The organism is Archangium lansingense (assembly GCF_026626635.1).
Lineage (GTDB): Bacteria > Myxococcota > Myxococcia > Myxococcales > Myxococcaceae > Archangium > Archangium lansingense.
Genome location: NZ_JAPNKA010000001.1, coordinates 5,769,697 through 5,793,920, shown reverse-complemented (window position 1 = coordinate 5,793,920; position 24,224 = coordinate 5,769,697). Strand labels below are relative to the sequence as shown.

Genomic DNA, 24,224 nt, shown 5'->3' with positions numbered 1-24,224 from the left:
AGCCCCCATGCCGCGCTGCCCGACGTGCCAGAGCGAGTACGCGGAGGACGTCTCGTACTGCCCCCGTGACGGCGCGGCGCTGCTGCCCGCCGTGCTGGAGGGCCGCTACCGGTTGCTGTCCCCGCTCGGCGCGGGAGGCATGGGCGTGGTGTACCTCGCCGAGCACCTGGGCCTGCGCAAGAGCGTGGCGGTGAAGCTGCTGCGCGGCGAGCTGTCGAGAGATCCCACCTTCGCCCGCCGCTTCGAGCAGGAGGCCATCGCCGCCAGCCAGATCGGCCACGAGCACATCGTCAACGTGACGGACCTGGGCCGCACCCCCACCGGTGAGCTCTTCTACGTCATGGAGTTGCTGGAAGGAGAGAGCCTCGGTGCGCTGCTGCTGCGCGAGCGCTTCCTCCCACTGTGGCGCGCAGTGCCGATCCTGATGCAGGTGTGCCGGGCGCTCGAGGCGGCGCACACGCGCGGCATCGTCCACCGGGACGTGAAGCCGCAGAACGTGATGCTCCTGCAGCGCCAGGGGCAGGCGGACTTCGTCAAGGTGGTGGACTTCGGCATCTCCAAGGTGATGCAGGGACAGCCGGGTAGCGCTCTCACCGAGGCGGGCGCCATCCTCGGCACCGCCAACTACATGGCCCCGGAGCAGGCGGCGGGTGGGACGGTGGATGCCCGGGCGGATGTGTACTCGGTGGGTGTGCTCACCTACGAGGTCTGCACCGGCTCGCTCCCCTTCCGCGGGGACAACACCTTCGCCACGATGTTGCAGCACCTGGAGGCCACCGCAGATCCCCCCAGCCGGCACCGCCCGGACCTCGGACTGCCTCCGGAGCTGGACGCGCTGGTGCTGAGCGCGCTCGCCAAGGACCCGGCCGCTCGCCCCACCCTGGAGACGTTTCGCGCCGGGCTGGAGGCGCTCGTCCCGGGACGTGTGCCCCTCCAGCTCACGCCGGCCATGGCCACCGGCCGCGTACCTAAGCTCCCAGCCGCCGCACCACCCGCTCCACTTGCCGTGGCCGAGCCCCTCGAGCCCACCGTGGTGGCCACCCAGAGCCTGGAGTCGGTCCACCGTGGCAGGCGCGGCGGGCTCCTCGTGGGAGGCATGGGCGCGCTGCTGCTCCTCGGCGGCGCGGGACTGTGGGCGGTCACCTCGGGCGGCCCGGCCGTAGAGCCTCCCACCGTCTCCGCGCCGGTGGCGGCCCCCTCGCCGGTTCCAGCCCTGGAGTCTCCGAAGGAGGCCGCTCCCCAGCCGGCCCCAGCCCCTGTCCCCGAAGAGCTCGAGCGCCCGCCCGAGGACGAGCAGCTAGACGTCACGCAGAAGAAGCCCCCTCCGCGACGCGTGCGGCCCGACAAGCCCCGGACCGGCAAGGTCCAGGACCTCAAGCCCAACCCCTTCTGAACCAACGATGACCACCCGCCACCGCCGCATGTCCTTCCCGGCGCTCCTCGTCGCGCTGCTGCTCGCCCTGGGAGGTACGGAGGCGAGCGCCGCCGAGCCCGGTGCCGCCCGCACCATCGCCCGCCGGCATTTCGAGCGCGGAACGACCCTCTACCGGGAGGGCCGCTACGCCGAAGCCGCCGCCGCCTTCGAGGCCGCCTACCAGACGCTCGCCAACGGCGTGGTGCTCTACAACCTGGGCCAGTGCTACGAGAAGCTCGGCGATCTCCAGCGGGCCATCGGCTACTACCGCGACTACCTGCGCATGGTGCCCAGCGCGGAGGATCGACCGCTCGTCGAGTCACTCATCGCCCGGCTGGAGAAGCGCTTCGAAGAGGAGCGCCGCCCCCAGGTCACCGTCTCCAGCGAGCCCGCGGGGGCGCGCGTCCAGGTGGATGGCCAGGCGCGCGGGGTGACGCCTTGGGGCGACAAGCTGGAGGTGGGCCCGCACCTGCTCGAGGTGACACACGAGGGCTACCAGCCGCTGCGGCGCGACGTGGAGCTGCGGCCCGGCGAGCCTCTCGAGCTCCAGTTGATGCTCACGCCCCTGGCGAAGAGCGGCGTGGCGAGCGAGGTCCAGCCAGGACAATCCAGGAGGCGCGTCTGGACGTGGGTGGCGGCGGGCGCGGCGGGGGTGGCGACGGCGGGGGCAGTGACACTCGGGCTGCTGGCGCGCTCCGACTCGCGGGAGCTGCTGGCACGACCGCACGAGCGCGCCGAGGCGCAGCGGCTGCACGACTCGTCCCTGAGCCGGGCGCGGGCCTCCAACATTCTCACCGGCACCGCGGGCGTGGCTCTGCTGGCGGGCACGGCCCTGTTCTTCATCGAGGGGAGCTTCTGACGTGCGCGCATGGCTGACAGTGATGATGATGGCCCTGGCGGGCTGCAGCGTGCAGGTGACGGGCGCGCCGTGTCAGGACGACCTGCAGTGCCCGAGTGCCCAGCGCTGCACCCCCGAGGGGAGCTGCGTGGCGGGTGCCCGCTCCGAGGAGCACCTGCTCGAGTCCTGCCGCACGGCGATGGAGACGCTCGCCCGGCGCGCGGACCAGTGCTACGGCGGGATGACACCAGAGAGCTACCAGCGACTGGCGGACACGGAGTCGGTGTGCGCCTCGGTGGTGGCGAGCGTCCAGACGGGCCGGCAGACCTTCGTCCCGGAGCGGTTCGGCGCCTGCGTCCGCCAGTTGCGCGACCTGCCCTGCGGCGCGATGACGCTCGACGACTTCAGCCAGGGCAACCTGCTGGCGCGTTGCGAGGCCCTGGAGCCCCAGGCGACGGAAGGCAACCCGTGTGGCAGCAACCTGGACTGCCAGGGCGGCTGGTGCGACACGAGCACCGGCTGCACGGGCGTGTGCAAGCGCTACGTGCCCGCGGGGAAAGGGTGTGACGGCAGCGTCCCGTGCCAGCCCGGCTCCACCTGCTCGCTCAACGTGTGCCGCGCGCATGCGAACCTGGGCGAGTCCTGCGCCTGGGGAGTCCGCTGCGCGCCGGAGGCCAACGCCGCGTGCGTGGACAACGCGTGCGTCGCGCGCAAGGCATCCGGCGTGTGCAAGAGCGCCGACGAGTGCGAGCCCGGCCAGGCCTGCGTGAAGCTCAACGTGGCCGCGGGATCGGACGCCCCGCGCGAGTGCCGCCCGGCCCGGGGCCTGGACGAGCCCTGCACTCCCGGGGCCTTTGAGTGTGGCGGCCTGCTCTACTGCGAGGCCGCCACGGCGCGCTGCCGTCCCTGGAGGGAGCACGGACAGACCTGTTACGACCCGGATGGCACGAAGGAGCTGGCCCTCTGCCTCGGAGGCCGGTGCGCCTTCGGGGCCTTCCTCCAGCTCGTGTGCCAGCAGTACGTAGCCCCCGGAGAGGCCTGCTTGATGGACGGGGACTGCGGCCCCACGGGAGCCTGCCGCAACAAGGTCTGCATCACGACCTGGTGCCGGTGAGCCTCAGCGCGTGGAGTAGGACGCGCCGACGAAGGCGCAGCCCTCGGACTCGACGCCCCACTTCGTCTGCGAGGGCGTGCTGCCGTCCAGGAAGGTGGAGCGGAACTTCGTGTCCCAGCACTCGTTCATCGTGACGGGGCTGGCGAGATCGCCCCCGGAGGCGCGCACGTCCGCGCGGCCCGCGCCCGTGGACGTCCAGCGGCTCTTGATGCTCCAGCGCTCCAGGGCAATCTTGGACAGATCGAACCAGTGGATGTTGGAGTCGACGGCGAACTCGAAGGAGCCCTCGCCCTCGGGCACCTGGCTGTAGCGGTAGGCGGCCGAGTTGGGCGCGGCGTCGTCGTTGACGAACTCCTTCAGGTCCACGTCCACGGTGACAGCGGCCGTGGGGTTGGGACGAGCGTAGTGGAAGCTGACCCGTCCCTTCTTGCTGTCCTGGTGCGGGAGGCGAGCGACCTTGTCGTAGTCGATGTCGAAGCGGCCCTCGCCGTAGCCCTTGATGGCCTTGCCGTCGTCATCCACCGCCACCGTGTGCGAACCGGTGATGACGGCGGCGTACTCACTGTCGGCGGTGCCCTTGGGCTTGGCCTCCAGGGTGTACTTGAAGGCGTTGGGGGCGGTGCGCACGGCCGTCAGCTTCCAGGTGGTGCGCTCCCATTCGTTGGTGTGCGGACCCCACACAGCGGTGGTGCCGTCGTCGGAGGTCGGCTCGAAACCCGCCACGAAGTTGAGCGAGCCAAGCGTCCACAGGGTGGCGCCGTTGACGACGAGCACCGTGCCGCCGGTCACGAGCCAGGTGCCGGACAGGTCGCCATAGGACTGCTGCCGCACGGTGGCGACACCGTCGTCAATGCGCTGCGAGGTCGTCGAGGGCACGTCCAGCTTCGCCATCTCCTGGGAGGGAATGCCGTCCTTGAAGGACACCGTCTCGATCTGGGGGCCGCACGCGGCGAGGGAGAGGGAAGCCAGGGCGCCGATCATCTTCTTCATGAGAGTTTCCTCGTGTTTGGGGGTCTCGCGCTCCCCATGAGCAAGGGGCGGACCAACGCCAAACCCGCGAAACGACGAGGCGGCGGTGCGGGGGTTGTAGGCTCGAGACAACAGGGGGCGCCAGGCCTGTAGGCCGCGGCCAACACCCTCTCCTGCCAGCAGCACCTGCTCCTCGCACGACCGAAGAACGTCGAGTTCGCTGCGTGAGCAGATCGCTAGAAGTTCTCCAACAAATGGACTACTGCCGCGAATTGAGGAGCTCACGTCATGAAGACGAGATGGTTGTTGCCCGCGGCATTGGTTCTGGCCCTCACGGGATGCGGTGGTTTTTTCAGTAGCTCGGAAGGCAAGGTCACGTACGCGGAGGTGCCCAGCCCAAGTGAGCCCGGTGGGGTGCATCCGCTGACACTCGACATCGCGGTGCCAGAGGGGCCGGGGCCCTTTCCCGCGATCGTCTTCATCCACGGTGGCGGATGGGTCATCGGAGATTTGAACGACGGGTATTTAGAAGAACGAGTCCAAGAAGCGAGCCAGCGGGGCTTCGTCGGGGTGACCATCAACTACCGACTCGCGAACATTGACGATGGACACGGCAAGGCCCTCCATCCCTGGCCGGCGCAGCTGGAGGACGTGCGTTGTGCGCTCCGGTGGCTCGCCGCGAATGCCGCCACGTACAAAGTGGATACGACCCGGGTGGGTGTGATTGGAGGATCCGCCGGCGGGCACCTCGCGATGATGTCAGCGTACGCCCGAAACGACGCACGCTTCGAGCCAACCTATTGCCCCTACAGCGAGAACCTCGAGGTGAAGGCCGTGCTATCCATGTGCGGCGCCGGTGACCCCGCCTCCGTCTATGAGACGACGGAGTGGTGGATCAAACCCTACATCACCCGGTTCCTCGCGCTACCGGACGGAACGAAGGTGAGAGATGCGCCCGAGGTCTTCGCCGACGTCAGCAACCTCACCTACATGGGCAGCGGGCCCAAGGTGCCGCTGCTGATCCTCCAGGGAACCGCGGACACCATGGTTGTCCCCGAAGTGCAGCGAGCCTTCGCGGCATCGGCGCAGGTGCTCGGGCAGGAAGTCCACGTCCAGTACCTCGAAGGCGCTGGCCACGACATTGATGCCACCCACCGGGCCGAGTCGGACGAGCTCATCTGGAAGTGGTTCGAGGAGCGGCTATGACGATGCGCCACTTGATCTGCATGCTCGTGCTGCTGGGGGCGCCGCAGGCACTGGCCCAGTCGGGCGAAGCGGAGACCCACGCTCCAGTTGAGAACACCTTCGAGCTTCGGCTGGGGCTCGGCGTCCGGCCGCTCATCGGATTCAGCGGAGTGAGCGCCATCAGGACGCACACGCTTCGGGACGGAGGGTGGGTGACCGCGGATATCGTCCCCACCTATCGTCTGTCGCGACTCTTCGCTGCTGAGCTCGGCCTGTCGGCGATGGTACCCGTGCAGGACGCGTGGGGGTTTCCGGACTTCCGACTCGCGGTGACACCCGCCGTCCGACTCGACGCCGGACCCATCTACACGCGAGTCGGGGTGCCTCTGATGTTCGGCGAGGGATTCCGGCCGAGCCTCCAGGCGGCGGTGGGCGCGACGCTCTTCGACCGCGTCTACGTGGGAGTCGTCGGGGAGTTCATCCCCAGGGACCTCCTGGCAATGGTGGGGCTCGAACTGGGCGTCCGCTTTGGCGGCCCGAAGCTCGGGCGCTGACCTCCCACACCAGAACACCAAGACGGTGAGCGACTTCACCATCCTGCTGCGCTGGAGGGTGCTCCTCGGGCGCAGCTCAGATCCCATCAGACCTCCTCGAACTTCACCCCGGTAATGCCCGCGCGCTCCAAAGCTTCCTTGAGGTCCCCGGAGATGAGGAGAGGGCCTGACCACCCCCGAGCGCGGAACACCCTGGCACCGCCCACTCTCGACGGATCGATGCGCATGTCACGCACGGAGGCGTACTGCCCGACTTTGTGAGGCAGCCCATCCTCGTGCGTCCAGAGCCGGATCCGGGAAGCCCGCTCATCGATACAGGGGATGAGCCGCGTGGCCACGAGGATGAGGTACTGGTCCGGCTGGCCTTCAATGTCCACGGGGAGGAGCTGCACGTCGTCAGGGGCGAGCTCCGTGAAAATGTTGGCTGCCCTGACATGGACGACGGGGACGCTCAGGCCCGCGAGACTGAAATCGAGCGCTCTACCCGCATGCTCGATGGGAACCTTCAATCGCCCCTCGATGCGCACGGGTTCGCCACTCCTGAATACCCAGGGGTCGTCCACCTCACGCCCCTGTCTGTCGGTCGGATTGTCCAGGTGCCAACGACCCGGAACGTAAACATCGTCGTACAACTCGAAGAAGCGCTGAGACATGCCGGATATCTAGCGCGACACACCTCGGGTAACGAGCTGGTTGAGTTCCGTGCCCGGCGTGGCGATTTCCTTGGCCAGCACGCCGAGCGCCTTCGTCAGCGCAGCCCGGCACTCCGTGGCACCACGGCAGCCCTGCATCGCCTGGTCCAGTTCTCGGAACACAATGCGATGATACCGCTCAGGATGAGGCCCCTTGTGGCCCTCGATGGGCACCGTGTTCTCCACGTCCTTCATCCTCATGCCGGCCTTGTCGAAGATCTTCTTGAGCCGTGGTGTCCAGGGTCCGCCACGCGCGGTGGAAACCTCGTTCTCAATGGTGGCGATGTGGTGCACGTCCGGCTTCTTCTTCGGCGGGTCCGCGCGAGTCAGAGAGCCCCTCGCTGCCATGCTCAAGACGTTGGCGGGCAGGACGACACTGAAGGTGCCCTCGGCCACGGCGGCATTCACCTTGTCCGCTTCCTGCACTGCCGTCAGCACGTCTCGGATGCCGGCATGGGACTCGAGCGCACCGGCCGCTTTCGCGAAGCCCGGTAGCGTCGGGGCCTTGGACACGAGCGCCACCGTATCCCCCACCGCCGCCGTACCCAGCAGGAGCAGAATCCGCACGCTGTTGGGCCCGATGACCTTGCCGAATCGGTCTCCCGCCTCGCGCAGTTCCGCGAACGTGCTGGCCTCCGCCGCCTCTTCCCAAAGCTGAAAGTAGGCCCGCACCAGGTCGAAGAGCTCCCAACCCAGGTAGCCCCACATGAGCAGAGCGAGCGCAGCGGCGACGCCCTTCGAAACGGGCTCGGGTGCCGCAATCAAAGCCATGTATCCAACGAGGGTGAGGCTCAGCGTCATCCACAGCTGCGTCGTGGAGAACATGGAGCGCAGTTCCGCGTCGCGGGCCTCCAGCGCCGCATTCACGGAGAGCGCCAGGGCGAGGTCGCGCTTGTCCTCGCCGTCCAGGCCCGGCCCGTCCTTGAACAACCCGAGGCAGTCGCCCGGCGTACCTTGCCGCTCGCAGAAGCTTCCGTAGGACCGCGCGAGGGGCGTGCGCCACTCCTCGCCTGTGAGCGGAACCGAGGCCAGCGCCAGCTTCCGGTGGAGATAGAGCGGGAAGTGAGAGCCGGCCACCCGCAGCGGCATGTTCAGCACCAGGACGGTGAGGGCTTCGTTGAGCTCGAAGTCGCTCACCCGCACTGCCCCGAATCGGGTGGGCAGGGAGAGGCGAACCAGCTCGTCCGCGACCTCGCTCTCCGCCTCCTCGATAGCCGCGGATGATCGCGCGGCCTCATGGAAAGGGGGTGTCCGCGGGCTTCCCCGAGGCACGCTCGTGACACACGCGGCGTGGAGGAAGAGGACAATGAGGGCCCAAGCCCTCAACCAGGGGCGCGGCTGCGTGCCTGACGGGCGTGAGCCAGCAAGACGGGTGGACACGCCTACCTCCGGGAGTTGGAGACTGGCAGGTCCGTGTCGGCATTACCCGACAGGAAAAACAAAAAGGGCCGGCCACTTACGTGACCGACCCTTTTCTTTGGAGCCGACACCCAGATTTGAACTGGGGACCTACTGATTACGAATCAGTTGCTCTACCGACTGAGCTATGTCGGCACAACGACGGCGCTTTTTGGCGTCACCGAATGTGGGCGGCGAAGTAACACGCGGTTCCTACCAGGGCAAGCACTTCTTTCATCCCCCACCCACGCCCCCCGCCCTTCCCCCGCCCACTTCTGCGCCCAGCCCCGGAGAGCTTCCAGGCGAGCACCCGGCGTGAATGACACGCCGCGTTGGCTAACTACCCGAAACAACTAAAAGTTTGGATTCCAACAAGGCCTCCGAGCGGTTGACCTCAAGGGGGGGCCTATGCGCATAAGGGCCCCGCCTTTACTCAACAATCGCCTTTCCCCAAGGAGCGATTTTTCACATGGCCAGCGAAGAGAATTTCATGCGCGCCCCGGCCCCGACGCCCAAGCGCACCGTCTACACGGAGGCGATGGAGATCTTCCATCGCGCCGCCGACCTCATTGGTCTGGACAAGCGCGTCCGGCTCGAGCTCGAGGAGCCCGACTACGAGCACATCTTCTACGTCACCGCGAAGCTGAAGGACCGCCTCGTGCCGCTCACCCCCGAGCAGGCGCGTGACTTCGCCAGCCTCTCCGTCACCCAGGTGCGCAACCCCGACGGTCTCGAGCGCCTGGCCGACGGGAAGATCATCCTCAACGGCCGCGCCCTGCTGGGCTCGGACGTCAACATCAGCCGCGGCCACCTGCGCCTGCCGGACGGCAACGTCTACCAGCTCGTCCCCGGCGAGTCGCAGCGCTTCAAGGCCTACCGCGTCCAGCACAACCAGGCCCGCGGCCCCTACAAGGGCGGCATCCGCTATCACCGCGAGGTCTCCCTGGATCTCTTCAAGGCGCTCGCCGCCGAGATGACCTGGAAGACCGCCATCTCCGAGGTCCCGTTCGGCGGTGGCAAGGGTGGCATCCAGATCGATCCGCGCTCGTACGGCCGCGAGGAGCTGGAGAACATCACCCTGCGCTTCATGTACAGGCTCAAGAGCCTGATCGGCCCCAACATCGACATCCCCGCACCCGACGTGGGGACCAATGGGGACATCATGGCGCTCATGTACCGCCAGTACTCGGACGGCGAGCGCGAGCGGCACAACCTGCGCGGCATCGTCACCGGCAAGGACGTGCGCATCGGCGGTTCCGAGGGCCGTGCGGCCGCCACCGGTCAGGGCGTGGCCTTCTGCATCGAGGACTACTACGCCGAGAAGGGCGAGACCCTCAAGGGCAAGACCTTCATCCTCCAGGGCTTCGGCAACGTGGGCAGCCACGGCGCCGCCATCCTCCAGAAGATGGGCGCCCGCCTGCTCGCGGTGAACGACGCCGACGGCACCATCTTCAACGGTGACGGCATCGACGTGCCCGCCCTGCTGGCCCACGTCAATGATCCCAAGAACCTGCGCAGGAGCGTGCTCGGGTTCCCCGGCGCCCAGAAGATCGAGAAGAAGGACTTCTGGGAGATCCAGGCGGAGATCTGCATCCCCGCGGCCCTGGGCGGAGAGATCACCGCCGACGTGGCCGAGCGCCTCAAGGTGAAGCTGATCGCCGAGGGCGCCAACGGCCCCACCACCCCCGAGGCCGATCGCGTCCTGCAGAAGCGCGGCATCGACATGATCCCCGACATCATCGCCAACGCCGGCGGCGTGACGGTGAGCTACTACGAGTGGATCCAGAACAAGCGCATGGAGCGCTGGAGCGAGGCCGAGGTCAACCAGCGCCTCGAGCACGCGATGAAGCGCAACTACCGCATCATCCGCGACATCTCCCGCAACCAGGCCCGCCGCTCGGACACGCACGACAGCCGTCCGTTCGCCATCGGCAAGGAAGTGGATCCCCGCTGCGCCGCGATGATCCTCGCGCTCAAGCGCATCGAGGCCCACTACCTCCTCGAGGGCTTCTCTCAGTAAGCCCCTCCCCCTGAAGCACGAAGGGCACGGCTGCTCCTGGCGGCCGTGCCCTTTCGCTTTTCCACCCCCCGGCGGCTCGTCAGTGCATCACGCGCTCACGCGCCACCAGCAGCAGCGGCTGATCCTCCTGCACCTCGTAGGCGACGATCCGCAGGCCCACCCCGCGGCTGTTGCCCTCGCGCCCGTCCTTGCGCCCGTACGCCAGCGCCACCTGGTAGCGCACCTCGCACAGGCACGTCATCTCCGTGCCGTCCTCCCCCGCGAACGTCACCTTCACCCGCTCGCCCAGCGACAGATGCTCCCGCGTCTCCACGAACAGGCCCTGGGCGCTGATGTTGCGGCCGATGCCCCGGCTCAGCCCCCCCTCCGTCGAGAGGTAGATGGTGAAAACCTTGTCGAAACGCAGGTGGGTACGTCGCTCTCGGACCTGGGCCTGTGGTGCCAACCGATGACTCCGGGTAGGTGGAAGGTGCCACAGAAACTACATGGTGAGGACATGTAGTCAAAATCTCCACCATCCCATACCGCCACATACCAGCACGTACCGCCACGTACCCATCTCCTGGGTGCCCGGAAGCACCGCGGGGTGGCACCATCGCCCTCCCCTCTTCTTTTCCCTTTTTCTTGGAGTAGCTCCCTCGTGACACGACTCTTCCTGGCCGTCCTGCTCCTGCTGCCCACGCTCGCCCTGGCGGACGTGGATGCGCGCTTCGCCCAGCTGAGGGATCAGGCCGAAGCCCTGGGCAGCCTCTCGACGTTCCTGGACAAGTACATTGGCGAGTGCGCTGGCGTGTTCGTCAGCCCCACGTGCCGCAAAGACGCCGAGGCGTTCCGTGGAAAGTACGGCGGTCGCAAGCTCTACATGATCGTCGGCGAGGACGCGGCGACCATGCTCAGCCCCGGCCCGTACCAGCCCGGCAGCGGCAACTACACCATCCAGGTCATTCCGTACTTCCCGGGCAGCTCCTACGCCCTCACCCAGGGCACGCCCACCCAGACGGACTCGGCGGGTAACCCGCTGCTGCCCCTCATCCGCATCTCCGGCACCACGCCCGAGGGCTGGGCCGCCCCCGACTTCCTGCGCCTCTTCTCCGGCCGGCAGATCCGCGCGCAGATCGTCTTCACGCCGCAGGGGGTGTGGACGCTGCCGCGCAAGCGGGGCGGGAAGATGCAGGGCGTGGCGGCGCGCGTGGAGGCCATCCTCCTCACCCACTCGCGCACCGGCGAGCCGCTCGGCCTGTGGTTCGCCGAGGCACCCGCAGCCAGCGGCGGCGAGAAGGGCAAGAAGGGCAAGAAGAAGTAGGCGCCGGGCGGCTCAGGGCTCCAGCGCGACGTACTGCTGCAGGTCCCCGCGCTGCACGCGCAGGAGCACCGAGGCGCCCGCGCCCTTGTTCAGCGCCCCCCTCACCGCCGCGATGTCCTTCACCTTGCGGCGGTTGACCTCCGTCACCACGTCTCCCGTCCGCAGCCCCGCGTTCGCCGCCGCGCTGCGCGGCACCACCCCCGACACCAGCACCCCCGCGTAGGGCTCCAAGCCCATGGGCGCGGCCACCTCGGGGGTGATGTCCCGCAGCACCAGGCCGAGCTCGCTCAGGTTGCCCGGACTGGCCAATGCCGCCGACGCCTCCTCCGCCGGACGGGCGGTGAGCTTCACCAGCACATCCTGAGAGGTACCGTCGCGCACCAGCGTCAACTTCGCCTCGGAGCCCGGCGCCAGCATCGCCACCTTGCGCAGCAGCTGCTGGAACGAGTCCACCGGCTTCCCGTTCACCCCCACCACCTGATCTCCAGGACGGATGCCCGCCTGCGCCGCCGGGCTGGTGGGGAACACCTTCTTCACCACCGCGGCGCGCGTGCCCACCTGCGGCTGCTCGACGATCTCCACACCCAGCCAGCCCTTCTGGAGCTGGCCGTTCTTGCGCAGGTTGGGCAGCAGATCCTTCACCAGGTTGATGGGCACCGCGAAGCCGATGCCCTGCCCCTCGGTGATGATGGCCGTGTTCACGCCCACCACCTCGCCGCGCATGTTGAAGAGCGGCCCGCCCGAGTTGCCCGGGTTGATGAGCGCGTCCGTCTGGATGAAGTCGTCGAAGGGGCCTACGCCGATCACCCGCTCCTTGGCGGAGATCATCCCGTGGGACACCGAGTGGTCCAGTCCGAAGGGGTTACCGATGGCCACCACCCAGTCCCCCACCTCCATCCGATCCGAGTCCCCCAGGTACACCGCCGGCAACCCTCCCACGCCCTTGCCCAGCAGCCGCAGCAGCGCCACGTCCGTGGACGCGTCGCGGCCCACCACCTCGGCGTAGAACTCGCGCCCGTCCGACAGGCGCACGATGATCTCGCTCGCCGCCTCGTTCTCGCGCGCCACCACGTGGTTGTTCGTCACCACCAGCCCGTCCGGGGTGAGGATGAAGCCCGAGCCGCTTGCCGAGCGCGCCGTGCCTCGCAGCGGGTGGACCGCCCCCATGACGTTGATGTTCACCACCCCCGACTCCACCGCCCGGATCAGCGGCGCCAGCGAGGTGGGCGGCACAAAGCCCGGCAGCATCGGCTCGCTGGAGGCCCACTCTCTCCACAGCCCCATCGGACCGCTGTTCACCCGGGTGGAGTCCTCTGCCCAGGCCGCATGCTCCCGCGCCCGTGCCTCGAGCCACGGCGCGAGCGGTCCCTGCTGTGCTCCCGCCTGGGAGGCAAGCACCAGTGAGAGCACAGCGAGGAGGGGAAAGAGGGAGACCAACCGGGGGTTCACGACACGGGCCATGGCGATGGGATCGAACAACCACTCCCTCCGCCTATTTCCCAGGAGTGCCTGGGTCCGTGTTCAGGGTACGGAGGGGCGAGGGGGGTAGACCCTCACCCTACCCCTCTCCCAGAGGGAGAGGGAACCTCCACGGTGAGGCTCAGGCCTGGGCCGGGGCGATGTACTTCGCTACCTTCACCCGGGCCGGACGGATGATCCGCTCCTTCAGCCGGTAGCCCGCCCGGGCCTCGGCCACCACCTTCTGGTCGTCGTCCGGGTTGGTGGTGATCTCCATGTCCGTGGCCTCGGCCGTGTTGGGATCATACGGCAGGCCCACCACCTGGATGCGCTCGATGCCCGTCTGCTGCAGCTTCGACAGCAGCCCGTCGCGGATCATCTTCACGCCCTGCGCCAAGGGCGACGAGGCGTCTGCCCCGCTCATCGAGAGCGAGCGATCCAGCTCATCCACCGCCTCCAGCAGCGTGGTGGCCACATTGCCGCGCTCTACGTCCATCATCCGCTCCCGCTCGCGGGTGAGGCGCTGCTTGAACTCCTCGCGGTCCCTCTCCAGCTCCTGGTAGGCACGGGCGAGCTGATCCACGCGACGCCGGGCCGCAGTCAGCTCTGCCTCCAACCGCTGCTTCTCCGCATCCACCTCAGGCGCGGCCTCCTGGGCCGGCGGCTGCTGCTGCTCGGAGGACGACGCCTCGGGCGCGGCCGCGGCGGCGGCCTCCTGAGCCTGCGTGTCCTGGGACGGACCGTCTGTCCGGGGATTGCCGTTCATGCGGCGAACGTAACCAGCCCCGGGTGTGTGTCAACGTACGGACGGCGGGATTAGTGCTCGGCGGGCGCGGAGGGCTGATCCGACATGAAGCCGTGATCCACCTGGCCCGTCACCTCGTCGATGATCTCCACCTGGGCTGCACGGAGCGAGTAGTACAGCAACCACCGCTCGGCCGCCGTGAGGGTCCCCGCGGGCAGGGCCTTCTCTATCTCCTGCACCGTGAGACGGCCCTCTCTCAGTCCCTTGGCGAAGAGTGCCTTACGCGCCGTATAGCTCTTACCGATTCGATTCTCCACGGCCTCTCCCTCCTTCCCGGCCAACATAATTTCGCCCTCTCGACACCGCAGAACATGCAGCACGAAAGGGCGAAGGCAAGGCCAGGGAGCAGGCGGGCGGGCGCCCGGAGTCTCAGGCGTCTGGGAGCTTCCCGTTGGAGTGCTGGGCTCCGGGCGGAGGCGTCTCATCGCCACCCACCGGGTGTGCAGAGATAACCTGACGGGCCTCCGGATGCAGCAGGCCCCGTTCCGCGGTGGCCTTGGGCCCGAGCAGGCGGCGGATCTCCTCCTCCTCCACCACCTCGGTGGCGAGCAGGCGGGCGGCCAGCGCCTCCACCTTGTCGCGGTGGGTGGTGAGCACGTTCCGGGCCCGCTCGAGCGCCTCGGTCACCATCTTGCGGATCTCATCATCCACCATCCGTGCCGTCTGCTCCGAGTAGGAGCGGATCTCCGGCCCCCCGGCTGAGCGAAGGAAGGCCTGCGGCTCGCCGCCCAGGGCCACCGGCCCCAGTGAGCTCATGCCGTAGTCGCGCACCATCAGCTTGGCGATCTCCGTCGCCTGCTTCAGGTCGTTGGAGGCTCCGGTGGAGACCTCGCCGATGAAAATCTCCTCGGCGGCGCGCCCGCCCATCATCGAGGCCATCTTGTCGCGCAGCTCGTCGAAGGACATGAGGTAGCGGTCCTCGAGCGGCAGGGACATGGTGTAGCCCAGCGCGGCGAGACCGCGGGGGATGATGGACACCTTCGTCACCCGCTCCGCGTTGGGCAGCATCCACCCCACCACCGCGTGGCCGGCCTCGTGGTGCGCGACAATCTCCTTCTCGCGCTCGTTCATCCGGCGGTTCTTCTTCTCCAGGCCGGCCACCACACGCTCGATGGCCTCCTCGAAGTCAGCCCGCATGACGGCGTCGCGGTTGCGGCGCGCGGCGAGCAGGGCCGCCTCGTTCACCACGTTGGCCAGATCGGCGCCCGCGAAGCCCGGGGTGCGCGAGGCGATGGACTTGAGGTCCACGTCCGGTCCCAGCTTCACGCCCCGGGAGTGAATCTCCAGCACCCGCTCGCGGCCACGCTTGTCCGGTCGATCCACCAGCACCTGCCGGTCGAAGCGGCCCGGGCGCATCAGCGCGCTGTCGAGAATCTCCGGGCGGTTGGTGGCCGCCAGGATGATGAGGCCGGCACGGCTGTCGAAGCCGTCCATCTCCGCCAGGAGCTGGTTGAGCGTCTGCTCGCGCTCGTCATGGCCACCGGCGACGCCCGCGTTGCGGCTCTTGCCGATAGCGTCCAGCTCGTCGATGAAGATGATGCACGGGGCCTTCGCGGTGGCCTGGGCGAACAGGTCGCGCACTCGGGCGGCTCCCACGCCGACGAACATCTCCACGAACTCGGAGCCGGAGAGGCTGAAGAAGGGCACTCCCGCCTCACCCGCGACGGCGCGGGCCAGCAGCGTCTTGCCCGTTCCCGGCGGGCCCACCAGCAGCACACCCTTGGGGATGCGGCCACCCAGCCGGCGGAACTTCTCCGGCGTCTTGAGGAACTCGACGATCTCCTTCAGCTCTTCGACCGCCTCGTCCACGCCAGCCACGTCATTGAAGCCCACGCCGGTGTCGGCCTCGGCCTGCACCTTGGCGCGCGTCTTGCCGAAACTCATGACGCTCTGCGGACCCTGGCCGATGCCTCCGGCCATCCGCCGCATCATGAAGCTCCAGAAGAGGAAGGCGAGGCCCAGGGGCACCAGCCAGATCCACAGCACATCACTGAAGTTGTTCTGGGGCACGGCCTCGTACTGGAAGCTGTCCTTGCTTCCCTGCTGCTGGGCGAGCTCCGCCTGGGCGCGCTTTTGCTCCAGCAGGGGCACGAGCTCATCGTCCCCTGGAATGCGGTAGGCCAGCCACGGCAGCTCGCTGAGCTCGGGGCGCAGGCGCTCTCCCCCACCGGTGGCATTGTCGGAGGCGGCGGGCTTGTCGGTGCCCTTGAGGTATCCCCGCACCCACTCGGGAGACACCTGCACCTTGGAGAACTTGTCCTCCTGAAGGGCGGCACGGAACTCGCCGTAGGTCTTCCTTTGCACTCCAGCGTCCTGGAAAACGTTCTTGAACAGCATGAAGCCCAGGACAAGCAGAAGGATGTAGCCCAGCGGTGAGCCGAACCGGAACCCCTTGGCGGGAGGCGGCTGAGGCTTTTCCTGTTTCTTTCCGCGAGGGCTCATCCCCGGCGGCATGGTGTTCTGAGGCTTCATCGTCGACGCACTCCCCCTCCCCCATGACACGTACCCCTGGTGGTACGCGGTACGACCAATCTGCGGGCAAAAGATGTTCACACCTGCCCGCCGGTCAACCCGGCATGCCCAACACAGCCAGGCAATGGTGGTAACGCCGGAACAGCGCTCGTCCATCCGGGCAGGCGCAATGCCCAGCAGCGAACACGTGCCCTCCAGAGATGCCGCTCAGCGACAGTCGACCTGGTACACGAACTGGCCGGCGAACTCGGAGCCCAACACGAAGGAGCGGCCACCGGGCAACCAGGTGATGGCCTCGGACTGGGCCTGGCTGGGACCGGGCACCTCCGCGACCTGTCCTCGGACAAGCTCCTCCAGCCGCGAAGCCCCGGGGGCCCGCACCTCCCACACGCGCGTGTACGTACGCAGCAGCAGGCGCTGGCCGGACGGGTGGAGTGCCGCCGAGGTGGTGCGATAATCGACCCCCTCGGGCGCGTTCAGCGTGCCCAGGTGCGTGGCCTTCGTCACCGAGCCTGGCGCCAGCCCGTCCAGCGCGAACACCTCGCCCAGCGAGTCGCGCTCCTTGGTGATAACCGCCAGCCGGCCCGTTCGGGGCTCGAGGATGAGCGACTCGGCGTCATGAGGCCTGTCCGGGTAGGTGAAGGCCAACGTCTCCACGGCAACGGTGGCGTCGGCCACCTCCGGCTCAGGGAAGCGGAAGAGCCGCACCTGCTGCCGGCGCTCGAAGTTGTCGCCGATGTCGGCCAGATAAAGGCACGCGTCCGACCCGCCCGGCGCACAGGGACCCAGGGCGATGTCCTCCAGATCCATCCTCGCCGCGTCCTTCGGCTCGAGCCCGGTGAGCGTCACCGTGGCGAGCACCTTGCCGGAGGCCTCGAGGGCAAACACGCGAAAGGTGTTGCCGGAGTCATTGTGGGCCCAGAACACCCCTTCATGACGGGTGCTGGCGGCCAGGCCGGACAGCTCCGCCAGCTCCAGGGGCACCTGGCCAATCTTCCGGGGCTCCCCGTAGAGCAGGCAGCCGGGCAACCCCTCGGCCGGAGGGTAGCGCGGATCAGCAGCCGCGGTGGAGGCATCGGGGCTGGAGGGCTTCTTCGTCGTGCAGGCCCCCAGCAACACCGCCGCGAGCACCAGGGCGGAACGACGACGCACGTCAGGGTTCCAGACCCAGCAGCTTGGCCAGCGTCTTCGCGTCCGCGTCGGGGAACTGGTACTTCGACATCTCCTCCAGCGTCACCCAGCGGTGATCGTGCACGCGCAGGTGCTGGATGGCGGACTCGGGGCTGGTGAGCCGACAACGGTAGACGCGGAAGTCGATGTCGTAGGTGGGATAGTCGTGGTGGGTGTGGAGGGCCTGCTCCAGCACCTCCACCTCCACGCCCATCTCCTCGCGGATCTCCCGCGCGAGGGCCTGCTCGTCCTTCTCCCCCTCCTCCACCCGGCCTCCAGGGAACTCCCACAGCAGCGGCAACGTCGCCTTGGGCGGACGCTGGGTGATGAGGTAGCGCCCCTCGGCGTTCTGTAGCATCGCGCCGACGACGCGGATGTGACGGCGAGCCATTTCCGGACTCCTTCTCACGGAAGAGGAAGGGGGCGGACTAACACGGCCCGGGGCCCCAGGCCAAGCCTCAGGACGCCTTTCCAGGCCCCCCGCGGCGGCCCCGAGCCGCCCCCCCCCTGCCCCGCTTCGGGGTGCCCGAGGGCTGCTCCAGATCCTCCAGGGAGACCTTTGCCAGGAAGGACACCTCTGCCGCCATCTCGGCCCGCCCGTAGCGCACCCCCGAGCTCCACAGGTGATCTCGAAGCGCCTGGGCCAGCTCCGCCCCGGTGGCATAACGGTCCTCCTTCTGGGGTGCGAGCGCCCGTTGGACGATGGGTCGCAGCCCCTCTGACAGCGAGCGCGACGCCACCTGCACATGCTGGGCACTGAGCTGGCGCATCCGCTTCATCAGCGCGCCGGTGCGCGAGGCACTCAGCGCCTCGAGGCCCGGCACTCGGCCGTCCCCGCGCGCCCGCAACTGGCGGCTGAGCACCTCCGCCTCATGGCGGGCAACGGCATCCAGCAGGTGCTGGCCGGTGAGCAGCTGCAGGAGCACCAGTCCCAGAGAGAACAGATCCGAGCGCCCATCCAGCTTGTCCAGCATGGCGCGCTCGGGGGAGCTGTAGGCCAGGTTGCCCATGTCGCTGTCACCCTCGGTGGAGATGCGCCCCTCGAGCCGAGACCACGCTGCCCCGAAGTCCGTCAGCTTCACCTCGCCATGCCGGCCCAGGAGGATGCCCCGCGGGGTCACATCCCGGTGGACGATGCCCAGGTGCCGGCCCGTGTCGTCCAGAAGGGCGTGCGCGTAGTGCAAACCATCCGCGACCTCAGAGGTCACATAGCAGGCGAAGGCCTCGGAGAAGGAGCGGCCCGCACGAAAAACCAGACGCATCAGGTCACCCAGCATCTCGCCCTCGACGTACTCCACCAACAGCAGCGGCGCGTCCGGCGTGCCGCCGAGCAGCTGCACCGAGACGATATTGGGGTGGCGCAGCTGGCCTCCCAGGCGCGCCTCCTCCACCAGACGCTGGTAGTCCTCCTGCCGCACCACGCGGTTGAGCCGCTTGAGAACGGTGAGGCCTCCGGCGCCGTCGTGGTAACGCTGACGCGTCAGCAGCAACTCTCCGTGATGGCCCTGGCCCAACGAGCGCACCAGCTCGTAACTCACCATCCCCGAATCGAACACCACCGGGTGGGTCTCTCGAGTGGGGGTTTCAGGGGTCGTCCGGATCGACATGTGCAGCACTCCTTGGGGGTATCCGCGGGATGACTCGAAAGGTAAACACGCGTCCCTCGAAGCTCCAAGAACGATGACAGGGAGGTACCGGGGCGGACGTTCAACCTACGACCTCGAAAGTCGTGTCTACCTCACACATGACTCTTGAAGTCACCACTTTTCCGGTTATCTTAGAAGTCACGTGGGCCCGGATGCTCCGGGCCCCGCGCCTTCTACTTCTTTCTCAGGAACGCACGGCATGGCACTCCCACGAGGACTGGCTGGGACCATCGGGACCGCGGCCCGGGCGGCTCGAGTCCGAGCCAATCTCACCCAGGAGGACGTCGCCGAACGGGTGGGGCTCGCCACGGAGGTATATGGCCGCTTGGAACGCGGAGGGATGCTGCCCAGCGTCCCCACCCTGAAGAAACTGTGTGAGGTCCTGCGCATCCCCTCGGACGTGCTGCTGGGACTGACACCCGCCCAGGAAAACTTCTGGACCAAGGAGACGCCCGCCCGGCCTGTCGAGGAACCCGGGGAGATCCGCCGTCTGGTCCGTACCGTGAAAAGGCTGGAGCCGGCGGAGTTCCGCCTGCTGAGCCTGATGGCCACGGGACTCATACGCCTGCGGATGATGCGGCAGAGCCGCTCCAAGCCCCCCCCCTCCCAATGACCCCTCGTACCCAGGCGGCGGGCGGCCAGGCGGAGGGTCTGCCCTCCTGCCCTCGGGTTTCCCTGGGCAACACCCGGTCAGGGGCGCTAGGTAGGTGAGCCGGATTCCGGCCACCCCATGACCGCTGCCCTCCTCACGCTCACCCTCTTTCTCGCCTCGGGCCAGTTCGCGCCCCAACAGGCCGGAAGTGAACCCCTCGCGCCGGCCCTCGAGGCCCGCGTGCAAACGCTCGGCAAGGAGCTGCGCTGCGCCGTGTGCCAGGGCCTCTCCGTCGCGGACAGCCCCTCCTCCATGGCCCGTGCCCAGCTCGACAAGATTCGCGAGCTGGTGGCCGAGGGGAAGTCGGACCAGGAGGTCCGCGACTACTTCGTGGCCCGCTACGGCGAGTGGGTGCTGCTGCAACCCAAGGCCGAGGGCGTGAACCTGCTCGTGTGGCTGGGCCCGGTGGCCCTGCTGCTGGGCGGAGCCTTCGTCATCTTCCGGCAGGTCCGGCGTGAGCCCGCGCCGTCCGCTCCGGCGGCCTCCACGCCCGCGGCGCCCCCTGCCTCCACCGAATCCGAGGACCCGTACCTCGCGGCCGTGCGCCGGGAGCTGGATCAATGAACCCGACCACCACCAACTGGACGCCCGGCCTCATCGTGCTCGCGGTGGGCTTCATCGCCGCCGCGTTGTTCCTCCTCACCCAGCGCCGCAAGGACGGAGCGCCCGCGCCGGAGTCGAAGGATGGCGCGCTCGAGGACCTGGAGCGGCGCTACCAGTCACTCATCGAGCAGCTCAAGGAGCTGGCGGCGGACAAGCATGCCCTGGAGCCGGAGCGCTACGAGTCGGAGCGCAAGCGGCTGGAGCAGGAGGCAGTGGCGGCGCTGCGCGCCAAGGACGAGCACCTGAAGAAGCGTGAGGCCTCCCAGAACACCCCGAGCGCGAGGCAGGAGGCGCCGGTGTCCAAGGGCCTCCTCTCTCCGCAGCTCAAGGGCGCGCTGTGGGGCGGAGGCATCGTGCTGTTCTTCGCCACGCTGAGCTACACGCTGGTGTCCGAGCAGCGCACCCGGGGCGAGGACGACGCCGCCACGGGCCGTGTGCCTCCAGGTATGGGCGCCAACGCGCAGCAGATGCAGCCGCAGGATGATCCGGAGCTGACCCGGGCCATGGAGCGCCTGAAGAACAACCCGGCGGATCTGGATGCCGCGGCGCTGCTGAGCCACGAGCTCATCCGGCGGCAGATGTTCGAGGAGGCGGATCGCGTCACGACGCGGGCGCTGGCGTTGGACCCGTTCAGCGTGGAGCTGCGGGTGCACCTGGGTGTGCTGAAGGCCGTGCGCGGGGACGAGGCGGGCGCGGAGCAGGATCTGATGAAGCTGGTGGACACGTACCCGGACGCGCAGGAGGCGCTGCTTTTCCTGGGCGCCATCGCGATGCGGCAGGGCGACAAGGCCAAGGCGCTGGAGCTGTTCGAGCGCTTCGCCGTGGAGGTGCCTTCCGAGATGCACCCGCCGCCGCTGCTCGCCGCCATCCAGCAGCTGCGCGGCGAGCTGGGCCGGTAGGTCGTCGAACCCCTACGAGGGTGTCAGTCGAGCTGGGTAGAGACGATGGGGTGCTGCGCCGCGGTGTCCCAGGGCAGGCTCGGCCACCAGCGCTCCAGCGGCGACGGGGCACCCGGCTCGATGCTCTGGCCAGGCTTGGGGACAATGACCGTGTCATTCCCCTGCGCAGCCGCCGCGAGCACGCGCTCAATGGGCTCGGTCCAGCCGTGGGCGGCGAGCGTGAAAAGCCCCCAATGCACCGGCAGGAGGACGCGGCCCTGGAGCATCCGGTGGGCGAGCACCGCCTGCTCGGGTCCAATGTGCCAGTCGGGCCAGGCGCTGTGGTACTGGCCCACCTCGATCATCGTCACGTCGAAGGGCCCCAGGCGCGCGCCAATGTCCTTCATCGCCGGGAACAGCCCGGTGTCCCCCGAGTAGTACGCGCGGTGCTCGGGGCCGTGGATCGCGAAGCCGGCCCACAGCGTCGCGTCCTTGTCGAGAGCGGTCCGTCCCGAAGCGTGGCGCGCCGGAGTCACGGTGATGTCGAGCCCGCGGACCCGCGTGTGCTCCCACCAGTCGAGCTCGACGATGCGCGCCTCGGGCACGCCCCACGCGGCCAGGTGCGCACCGACGCCGAGCGGCACCACGAAGGTGGTGTTCCAGTTCTTCATCGCCGAGACGGTGGGATGATCCAGATGATCGTAGTGGTCGTGCGAGATGACGACCGCGTCGATGGGCGGCAGCTCCGAGAGCGCAATGGGCGGGGAGTACCAGCGCTTGGGGCCTACCCAGCTCAGCGGCGAGGCGCGATCGCTCCAGACGGGGTCGGTGAGGACGCGGTGCCCGTCGATCTCGATCAGCGTTGTGGAGTGCCCGAGCCACGTGACGCGCAGACCCGTGGCCGGCGGAGTCTCGAACTGGCGGCGGTCGCCAGGCACGGAGGGAGGCGGCTCGGCGGGGCCCACGTCGGGGCTCGCCTTGAACATGGCCGATATCGAGCCCCACCAGTCATTCCAGAGTGGCTGCGGGTTCTCGAAGTGCCCGTCCTTCCACTGTGGCGAGCGCTCCATCCGCGTGCGTCGCGCACCGTCGGCACGAGCGCCCAGGGCAGTCCACGCGTCGGCGGCGATGGCGACCAGGACAACCACCAGCAGCACCCCCGTCCCGAGCGCCGCGCGCGCCAATCTGCTGCGAATCCTCATGGTGATACAAGTTGACGAATTAGATAAATATTGTCAACTTGATCGCATGTCGGATGAGAAGAGCCAGGAGCGTGACGCGCTACGCCGGGCGGCGATCCTCCGGGCCGCGCGGGAGTGCTTCCTCCAGTTCGGCTACGCGAAGACCTCGCTCGATGACATCGCCAGGCGAGCGAACATCTCGCGACCGCTCATCTATCGGAAGTTCAAGAACAAGGACGACATCTTCACCGCGGTCATCGAGGAGCTCTTCGAGGAGCGCTACCCCCGGGCCGAGCAGGTGCTGGCCTCGCCCGGCACCCGGCGAGACAAGCTGCTGCGCGTGTACGAGATCCTCTTGCTCGAGCCGTGGGACGAGCTGATGGGCGCGCCCATGGCAGCCGATTTCTACGAGGTCTGCTCGCGGCTCTTCCCCCAGGTGGAGGCCAGGCACGTCCGGCAGCAGCTCAAGCTCACGCAGGCGCTCCTGGAGAGCAAGGAGCTCTCCGAGGTCTTCATGCTCGCGGTCGATGGGCTCCAGGCCGACCTGCCGGCGACGCGTGTCCTGCGCCGCCGCCTGCAACTGCTCGCCGAGCGCTTCGTGCCTTGAGCGCTGGCGCCCGTCAGGTGCCTACCCGCGCACCGCGGAGAGCTTGCGCCGGAAGCGACGCACGCGCTCGACCATGTCCTGGGGCAGCACGCGCTTGGCCACCTCGCGCACCTGCCGCATCGTCTCCTCACGCCTCACCAGCCACTCCCCTCCCCCACCGGGCGAGAGCACGCGCACGGACACGGTGCGCCGCTGCTGCGTGGTCCAGTCGGACTTGTAGGACTCGGTGCCCCGCAGGAAATCGTACTCGGTGAGCCCGGCCTCGATGGCGTCGCGGAAGGTCTCCCCCACCAGCACCAGGCCCACGCTGCGGTTGCGCCACGCCGGGTCATAGCCGGACTGGAAGTAGACGAACTTGTCCTGATGGAGGATGCCGTACACCGAGGCCACCGCCCGACCTCCCACCTTCATCGTGTACAGGCGCAGCCTCCCCCGCTCGGCGAGCAGCTGCGTGGCGTCACGGTGGAAGGACTCGACACCCCGGCCACGGATTCCCTGCGAGCCTCCGTCCAACTCCCACCGAGCCGTGTGCAGGCGGAAGAAGTCCGTCAGCGGTCCGGCCAGCTCGCCCGGCGCCTCCGTCTTCTCGATGCGGTAGCCCTCCTGCTTCTCCAGCCACTTCTTGCGGCGCAGGAAGTTGTCCCGCCGGCTCGTGCGCTTCAGGAAGTCATCGAAGGACTCGCCCTTCGACAACGTCTCGTACGGGCACACGTACCGCGTGGACATCCGCAGATCCGCCCGGTACTTCTCGAACGTCTCCCGCAGCACCCGCACCGTCACCGTGTCCTCGCGCAGGTCCGTCAGGTCCAGCACGTCCCACTGATCCCTCAGTTCCCAGAGGGCTTCGGCGAAGATGCGCGCGACCTCCTCCTCACGGCCACGTCGGGCGATCACGTCCAGGTAGTCGCTGCCTACGTGGGTCTCGCCCAGGAACGCCAGCCGCCGCACCGGCATCCCGAGCACCCACTGGTGCTCGACGCCCAGTGGCAGCAGGCCCACCAGCGCCCCCGACCGGTCCTTCGCCCGCAACACGAAGGGCTTACGGTCCGCGCCGATACGCCGACACCACGGGTACAGCCACTCCCACGCGTTGAATGGGCCCGCGCGACTCTCGTCGAGCAGGTCGCTCCAGGCGCCTCGCAGGCCCGCCAGGTTGGACAGTCCCCAGACAGTGTCCACCTCCAGCCACCGCGCGGGGCTCGGAGTGGGCGACAGTTCCGCTTCGTGGATCACGGTGTTGACCTCATGGCTCGAAATACCCTCAC

General features: G+C 68.3%; 24 protein-coding genes and 1 tRNA gene. 11 read left to right on the top strand and 14 right to left on the bottom strand.

The features are described from left to right. Window positions 1–7 precede the first annotated feature (7 nt). Genes OV287_RS23880 through OV287_RS23870 form a run of 3 tightly spaced genes read left to right on the top strand, consistent with a single transcriptional unit; the run spans window position 8 to window position 3,366 of the window. Window positions 8–1,393: a serine/threonine-protein kinase gene (locus tag OV287_RS23880; RefSeq protein WP_267536341.1), complete on the top strand. Its 1,386-nt coding sequence runs from the start codon at window positions 8–10 to the stop codon at window positions 1,391–1,393. Between the two features lie 7 nt (window positions 1,394–1,400). Then, complete coding sequence (locus tag OV287_RS23875; RefSeq protein WP_267536340.1) at window positions 1,401–2,273, top strand: PEGA domain-containing protein; 873 nt, start codon at window positions 1,401–1,403, stop codon at window positions 2,271–2,273. Between the two features lies 1 nt (window position 2,274). Beyond that, window positions 2,275–3,366 (top strand): hypothetical protein, encoded by a 1,092-nt coding sequence (locus OV287_RS23870; RefSeq protein WP_267536339.1) that lies wholly within the window; start codon window positions 2,275–2,277, stop codon window positions 3,364–3,366. 3 nt (window positions 3,367–3,369) lie between these two features. Here OV287_RS23870 and OV287_RS23865 read toward each other — a convergent pair whose 3' ends face one another. Then, window positions 3,370–4,356 carry a hypothetical protein gene (locus tag OV287_RS23865; RefSeq protein ID WP_267536338.1) on the bottom strand — a complete coding sequence of 329 codons (987 nt, stop codon included), beginning with the start codon at window positions 4,354–4,356 and terminating at the stop codon, window positions 3,370–3,372. Window positions 4,357–4,623: 267 nt separating this feature from the next. Here OV287_RS23865 and OV287_RS23860 point away from each other — a divergent pair, with 267 nt between their 5' ends. Then, on the top strand, window positions 4,624–5,541 hold the full coding sequence (locus OV287_RS23860; protein WP_267536337.1) for an alpha/beta hydrolase: 918 nt from the start codon (window positions 4,624–4,626) through the stop codon (window positions 5,539–5,541). Continuing rightward, a complete protein-coding gene (locus OV287_RS23855; RefSeq protein ID WP_267536336.1) occupies window positions 5,538–6,074 on the top strand; it encodes a hypothetical protein in 537 nt (178 codons plus the stop codon). Before OV287_RS23860 ends, OV287_RS23855 begins: the two co-directional genes overlap by 4 nt. A gap of 86 nt (window positions 6,075–6,160) precedes the next feature. On the opposite strand, the gene OV287_RS23850 is transcribed toward OV287_RS23855, so the two are convergent. The 3 genes from OV287_RS23850 to OV287_RS23840 all read right to left on the bottom strand — a co-directional run bounded on the left by OV287_RS23850 (window position 6,161) and on the right by OV287_RS23840 (window position 8,320). After that, window positions 6,161–6,727: an imm11 family protein gene (locus tag OV287_RS23850; protein ID WP_267536335.1), complete on the bottom strand. Its 567-nt coding sequence runs from the start codon at window positions 6,725–6,727 to the stop codon at window positions 6,161–6,163. Between the two features lie 9 nt (window positions 6,728–6,736). Next, on the bottom strand, window positions 6,737–8,146 hold the full coding sequence (locus OV287_RS23845; protein ID WP_267536334.1) for an AHH domain-containing protein: 1,410 nt from the start codon (window positions 8,144–8,146) through the stop codon (window positions 6,737–6,739). Between the two features lie 98 nt (window positions 8,147–8,244). After that, window positions 8,245–8,320 (bottom strand) — tRNA-Thr (locus OV287_RS23840). A 313-nt stretch (window positions 8,321–8,633) separates the two neighbouring features. On the opposite strand from OV287_RS23840, the gene OV287_RS23835 reads away from it, so the two are divergent. Continuing rightward, on the top strand, window positions 8,634–10,184 hold the full coding sequence (locus tag OV287_RS23835) for a Glu/Leu/Phe/Val family dehydrogenase (protein ID WP_267536333.1): 1,551 nt from the start codon (window positions 8,634–8,636) through the stop codon (window positions 10,182–10,184). Window positions 10,185–10,263: 79 nt separating this feature from the next. On the opposite strand, the gene OV287_RS23830 is transcribed toward OV287_RS23835, so the two are convergent. Continuing rightward, the gene (locus tag OV287_RS23830; protein ID WP_267536332.1) at window positions 10,264–10,629 is read right to left on the bottom strand and encodes a PilZ domain-containing protein; all 366 of its coding nucleotides are present in this window, start codon (window positions 10,627–10,629) and stop codon (window positions 10,264–10,266) included. Between the two features lie 195 nt (window positions 10,630–10,824). Between OV287_RS23830 and OV287_RS23825 the strand changes: the two genes are divergently transcribed. Further along, window positions 10,825–11,487 carry a DUF6066 family protein gene (locus OV287_RS23825; protein ID WP_267536331.1) on the top strand — a complete coding sequence of 221 codons (663 nt, stop codon included), beginning with the start codon at window positions 10,825–10,827 and terminating at the stop codon, window positions 11,485–11,487. Window positions 11,488–11,499: 12 nt separating this feature from the next. Here OV287_RS23825 and OV287_RS23820 read toward each other — a convergent pair whose 3' ends face one another. The 7 genes from OV287_RS23820 to OV287_RS23790 all read right to left on the bottom strand — a co-directional run bounded on the left by OV287_RS23820 (window position 11,500) and on the right by OV287_RS23790 (window position 18,999). After that, entirely contained in the window at window positions 11,500–12,948 is a 1,449-nt protein-coding gene (locus OV287_RS23820; protein ID WP_267542402.1) for a trypsin-like peptidase domain-containing protein, read from the bottom strand. A 139-nt stretch (window positions 12,949–13,087) separates the two neighbouring features. Further along, on the bottom strand, window positions 13,088–13,711 hold the full coding sequence (locus OV287_RS23815) for a nucleotide exchange factor GrpE (protein WP_267536330.1): 624 nt from the start codon (window positions 13,709–13,711) through the stop codon (window positions 13,088–13,090). Window positions 13,712–13,761: 50 nt separating this feature from the next. Beyond that, entirely contained in the window at window positions 13,762–14,007 is a 246-nt protein-coding gene (locus OV287_RS23810; RefSeq protein WP_267536329.1) for an RNA polymerase sigma factor region1.1 domain-containing protein, read from the bottom strand. A gap of 112 nt (window positions 14,008–14,119) precedes the next feature. Next, a complete protein-coding gene (gene ftsH, locus OV287_RS23805) occupies window positions 14,120–16,222 on the bottom strand; it encodes an ATP-dependent zinc metalloprotease FtsH (protein WP_267536328.1) in 2,103 nt (700 codons plus the stop codon). 207 nt (window positions 16,223–16,429) lie between these two features. Then, on the bottom strand, window positions 16,430–17,374 hold the full coding sequence (locus tag OV287_RS23800; protein WP_267536327.1) for an SdiA-regulated/phytase-like domain-containing protein: 945 nt from the start codon (window positions 17,372–17,374) through the stop codon (window positions 16,430–16,432). Window position 17,375: 1 nt separating this feature from the next. Then, a complete protein-coding gene (locus OV287_RS23795; protein ID WP_267536326.1) occupies window positions 17,376–17,783 on the bottom strand; it encodes a (deoxy)nucleoside triphosphate pyrophosphohydrolase in 408 nt (135 codons plus the stop codon). A gap of 67 nt (window positions 17,784–17,850) precedes the next feature. Next, window positions 17,851–18,999 carry a serine/threonine-protein kinase gene (locus OV287_RS23790; RefSeq protein ID WP_267536325.1) on the bottom strand — a complete coding sequence of 383 codons (1,149 nt, stop codon included), beginning with the start codon at window positions 18,997–18,999 and terminating at the stop codon, window positions 17,851–17,853. 238 nt (window positions 19,000–19,237) lie between these two features. On the opposite strand from OV287_RS23790, the gene OV287_RS23785 reads away from it, so the two are divergent. The 3 genes from OV287_RS23785 to OV287_RS23775 all read left to right on the top strand — a co-directional run bounded on the left by OV287_RS23785 (window position 19,238) and on the right by OV287_RS23775 (window position 21,192). Beyond that, window positions 19,238–19,651 carry a helix-turn-helix transcriptional regulator gene (locus OV287_RS23785; RefSeq protein ID WP_267536324.1) on the top strand — a complete coding sequence of 138 codons (414 nt, stop codon included), beginning with the start codon at window positions 19,238–19,240 and terminating at the stop codon, window positions 19,649–19,651. A gap of 117 nt (window positions 19,652–19,768) precedes the next feature. Beyond that, complete coding sequence (locus OV287_RS23780) at window positions 19,769–20,254, top strand: cytochrome c-type biogenesis protein (protein WP_267536323.1); 486 nt, start codon at window positions 19,769–19,771, stop codon at window positions 20,252–20,254. Next, a complete protein-coding gene (locus OV287_RS23775) occupies window positions 20,251–21,192 on the top strand; it encodes a tetratricopeptide repeat protein (RefSeq protein WP_267536322.1) in 942 nt (313 codons plus the stop codon). Before OV287_RS23780 ends, OV287_RS23775 begins: the two co-directional genes overlap by 4 nt. A 23-nt stretch (window positions 21,193–21,215) precedes the next feature. Here OV287_RS23775 and OV287_RS23770 read toward each other — a convergent pair whose 3' ends face one another. After that, on the bottom strand, window positions 21,216–22,373 hold the full coding sequence (locus tag OV287_RS23770) for an MBL fold metallo-hydrolase (RefSeq protein ID WP_267536321.1): 1,158 nt from the start codon (window positions 22,371–22,373) through the stop codon (window positions 21,216–21,218). Between the two features lie 46 nt (window positions 22,374–22,419). Here OV287_RS23770 and OV287_RS23765 point away from each other — a divergent pair, with 46 nt between their 5' ends. Further along, window positions 22,420–22,959, top strand: a complete 540-nt coding sequence (locus OV287_RS23765; protein ID WP_267536320.1) for a TetR/AcrR family transcriptional regulator — start codon at window positions 22,420–22,422, stop codon at window positions 22,957–22,959. 21 nt (window positions 22,960–22,980) lie between these two features. On the opposite strand, the gene OV287_RS23760 is transcribed toward OV287_RS23765, so the two are convergent. Then, entirely contained in the window at window positions 22,981–24,192 is a 1,212-nt protein-coding gene (locus tag OV287_RS23760) for a GNAT family N-acetyltransferase (RefSeq protein ID WP_267536319.1), read from the bottom strand. Window positions 24,193–24,224 lie beyond the last annotated feature (32 nt).

Coding starts and splice junctions, on each gene's coding strand:
- OV287_RS23880 (WP_267536341.1), top strand. CDS start 8: ATGCCGCGCTGCCCGACGTGCCAGAGCGAGTACGCGGAGGACGTCTCG.
- OV287_RS23875 (WP_267536340.1), top strand. CDS start 1,401: ATGACCACCCGCCACCGCCGCATGTCCTTCCCGGCGCTCCTCGTCGCG.
- OV287_RS23865 (WP_267536338.1), bottom strand. CDS start 4,356: ATGAAGAAGATGATCGGCGCCCTGGCTTCCCTCTCCCTCGCCGCGTGC.
- OV287_RS23860 (WP_267536337.1), top strand. CDS start 4,624: ATGAAGACGAGATGGTTGTTGCCCGCGGCATTGGTTCTGGCCCTCACG.
- OV287_RS23855 (WP_267536336.1), top strand. CDS start 5,538: ATGACGATGCGCCACTTGATCTGCATGCTCGTGCTGCTGGGGGCGCCG.
- OV287_RS23850 (WP_267536335.1), bottom strand. CDS start 6,727: ATGTCTCAGCGCTTCTTCGAGTTGTACGACGATGTTTACGTTCCGGGT.
- OV287_RS23835 (WP_267536333.1), top strand. CDS start 8,634: ATGGCCAGCGAAGAGAATTTCATGCGCGCCCCGGCCCCGACGCCCAAG.
- OV287_RS23820 (WP_267542402.1), bottom strand. CDS start 12,948: ATGGCCCGTGTCGTGAACCCCCGGTTGGTCTCCCTCTTTCCCCTCCTC.
- OV287_RS23815 (WP_267536330.1), bottom strand. CDS start 13,711: ATGAACGGCAATCCCCGGACAGACGGTCCGTCCCAGGACACGCAGGCT.
- ftsH (WP_267536328.1), bottom strand. CDS start 16,222: ATGAAGCCTCAGAACACCATGCCGCCGGGGATGAGCCCTCGCGGAAAG.
- OV287_RS23795 (WP_267536326.1), bottom strand. CDS start 17,783: ATGGCTCGCCGTCACATCCGCGTCGTCGGCGCGATGCTACAGAACGCC.
- OV287_RS23790 (WP_267536325.1), bottom strand. CDS start 18,999: ATGTCGATCCGGACGACCCCTGAAACCCCCACTCGAGAGACCCACCCG.
- OV287_RS23785 (WP_267536324.1), top strand. CDS start 19,238: ATGGCACTCCCACGAGGACTGGCTGGGACCATCGGGACCGCGGCCCGG.
- OV287_RS23780 (WP_267536323.1), top strand. CDS start 19,769: ATGACCGCTGCCCTCCTCACGCTCACCCTCTTTCTCGCCTCGGGCCAG.
- OV287_RS23775 (WP_267536322.1), top strand. CDS start 20,251: ATGAACCCGACCACCACCAACTGGACGCCCGGCCTCATCGTGCTCGCG.
- OV287_RS23770 (WP_267536321.1), bottom strand. CDS start 22,373: ATGAGGATTCGCAGCAGATTGGCGCGCGCGGCGCTCGGGACGGGGGTG.
- OV287_RS23765 (WP_267536320.1), top strand. CDS start 22,420: ATGTCGGATGAGAAGAGCCAGGAGCGTGACGCGCTACGCCGGGCGGCG.